This is a genomic window from Corynebacterium sp. HMSC074A09 (genome assembly GCF_001811545.1).
Lineage (GTDB): Bacteria > Actinomycetota > Actinomycetes > Mycobacteriales > Mycobacteriaceae > Corynebacterium > Corynebacterium hiratae.
On sequence record NZ_KV805116.1, the window covers coordinates 1 to 1,685 of the forward strand.

The window sequence follows — 1,685 nt, forward strand, 5'->3', positions numbered from 1 at the left end:
GGGGGGTGTTCCTATATAGTTTGTCAACCTCGTGGGTGGATTAGCCGGGGTTGGTTTTTCAGCCGGGGTTGTTTGGCCGTGTTGTTTTCTGGCATGGCTGTTAGCCGACTGGGGTTTCCCAGTCGGCTATTTGGTTCTTGGGGTTTAGGCTGCTTCGATTTCCTGTGATTGGTCGGGGTCGCGGTAGTACTCGTGGTTGCTCATCATGGCGTATAGGACGTTGAGCCGTCTGCGGGCTAGCGCTACGACTGCAGCGTTGTGTCTCTTGCCTTCACGGCGCTTTCGTTCATAGAATTGCCGTGAACGCTCGTGGAATCTGATGGATGCAAAAGATGATTGCCATAGGGCGTTCTTTAATTTTTTATTGCCAGCTCTGTTCAGTGAGTTCGACATGATTGAGGTTCCGGACTGATTCGTTCGGGGTGATAAGCCAGCGTAAGAGGCTAGGTGCCCAGCTGTCGGGAAGTCGGACATGTCGCCCGCGGTCATGAGAATTTGGGCAGCCGTCTTCGGCCCAATTCCTGGCATGGATAGCAGGATTTGAGTGTGGGGGATGTCGTTGATGAGCTCGATGACTTCCTGCTCGATTTGTTTGCGGTGCTCGAGCTTTAAAAGCGCGTCCTTCGCCGACATTGCTACGCCCATTTCGGCATATTGTGCACCAGCAATGGCGACTGTTTGCTCAGAGATGGCAGCGAATATGGCATCGATGACGGGCTCGGGATTGCGTGCCTTATAGCGTCGAGCGAAGGCAGCTGCTTTGGCTTTTCCGAGGCGCTTTATTTTGGTGGGCCCGCCGTAGCGTGCAAGTAGGTGCAGAACCCATTTGCGGTGGATCACCTGGCCGCGAAGGGCTTGTTCGAATTGCGGGTAGCAGCCAACTAGTGCACTTCGAATCTGATTGATGAGCCTGGTGTAGGAGCGTGCTAAGTCTTCGTCGATGCCGTTGAGGACTTTCAACTGGAGGAAGGCTTCTTCGACGCGGTCGACACTGCGGAGGGATTCCGGAAGGTTCTTTGCAGCGTGGGCGATGATATATGCATCCCGGATATCAGTTTTGGCATTACCAGCGTGGATACGTGAGAGTTGACGCATAGCCAAACCTGGAAGGTAGCGAACGTCGATTCCGATATCTTGGGCAACCGCGACAGTTAGTCGCCCAATGTTATTGGGCTGGTCCACGACGACAAGGACCTTGTGGTCGTTTGCGATAAACGTTGAAAAGAGTGTGCGCAGGGATTTTTCGTTTTGGTTGATGCGCTTTGATAGTACTTGGGCGCCGTCGATATCTAAAACGCAAGCGTGGTGAAAGTATTTGCCAACGTCCATGCCGATGACATAGTCGTAGGTCATGCCGGACCTCCTAGCGAATTGAACGAGTATGAGACTTATTTCATCGCTGGTGGTCGGACATACTTCACGCTGGCATCCACATTACTTTGAGACCTCACACATCCTGTGTGGGTCAGGTTCCTATTAGCAGTCTGGAGTATGTCACTGCCTTCGGCGGCATCACCCCCCGGATCATTTTCAGACAGGGACGAAAACAAGCCATACCGAAGCCAGCGACTAGTTCCACTGCCACAAGGGCAGAAGGAACGCAGATAAACATAGCCTGCCCCAGCATGGGGCTAGGAGTATGAATCCTGGGCTCCTTCAAGCGGAACTGCTAACAACGTAATGGG

The 1,685-nt window shown here is 53.1% G+C and carries 1 protein-coding gene; it reads right to left on the bottom strand.

All coding sequences use genetic code 11. The features are described from left to right. Window positions 1–144: 144 nt before the first annotated feature. Complete coding sequence (locus HMPREF2807_RS01910) at window positions 145–1,353, bottom strand: IS110 family RNA-guided transposase (protein ID WP_070510046.1); 1,209 nt, start codon at window positions 1,351–1,353, stop codon at window positions 145–147. Between the last annotated feature and the right edge of the window lie 332 nt (window positions 1,354–1,685).

Bases quoted from the DNA above. Each gene is read 5' to 3' on its own strand.
- HMPREF2807_RS01910 (WP_070510046.1), bottom strand. From the start codon at position 1,353: ATGACCTACGACTATGTCATCGGCATGGACGTTGGCAAATACTTTCAC.